The sequence below is a fragment of the Nostocoides veronense genome, assembly GCF_039531185.1.
Taxonomy (GTDB): domain Bacteria; phylum Actinomycetota; class Actinomycetes; order Actinomycetales; family Dermatophilaceae; genus Nostocoides_A; species Nostocoides_A veronense.
On the sequence record NZ_BAAAPO010000014.1, the window covers coordinates 1 to 789 of the forward strand.

At 67.7% G+C, this 789-nt stretch carries 1 protein-coding gene; it reads left to right on the forward strand.

Annotation, left to right across the window (positions count from 1 at the left end; translation table 11 throughout):
- Window positions 1-181: 181 nt before the first annotated feature.
- Window positions 182-789 (forward strand): transposase family protein (locus tag ABD225_RS03840; RefSeq protein ID WP_344081542.1); only part of this gene is annotated, 608 nt, incomplete at its 3' end.

Genomic DNA, 789 nt, shown 5'->3' on the forward strand with positions numbered 1-789 from the left:
TCGTCGATCACCCCTGCCCGAAGAATCCACCCTCCACCACCTTGACAACCAGTTAGGGAATCTCTTCGGACTTGAGTGTGGGGTGAGCACGACTCGCCGGGGGTTGGCTGCGGCTGGGTAGGGGTCGAGGCCCTTCAGGATTGGTTGCGACCAAGCAAACCGCTGCTGAAGGACCTCGACTATGTCCGAGCCTACGGCGTGCATGCTCACGCCCGCTGACCCTGACCTTCCTTCCTCCTCGTCGTGCCAGAGCTGTGACCTGCTGGTCGGTCTGGATGGGCTGCACGTGCGCGGGGTGGTTCGCGACGAGGACGGCCTGACCGTCACGGTCGAGTCGCCGCCGGCACCGATGGGCTGCCCGACCTGCGGCGTCATCGTCCACGGACATGGCCGGGTCGCCGTGGACCTGGTGGACCTGCCGTGCTTCGGCCGGCCGGTGCGGATCCGGTGGGTCAAGCGACGATGGTCCTGTCCCGAACCGACCTGCCCGACCGGGACGTTCGTGGAGCAGGACGAGCGCGTCGCCCGCCCTCGCGGGCTGTTGACGGTGCGGGCCTGCTGGTGGGCCATCGAGCAGATCCGCCGCGAGCACGCCTCCGTCCTGGGGATCGCCCGCCAGCTGGGTACGTCATGGAAGACGGTGTGGCGCTCCATCGAACCGATCCTGACCGCCCTGGACGCCGACCCGGCCCGCTTCGAGGGAGTCACCACCCTCGGGGTCGATGAGCACGTGGTGCGCCACGAGGCGCTGTTGTTTCGGATGGAGGTGAGAGACCTACATCGCTTGGC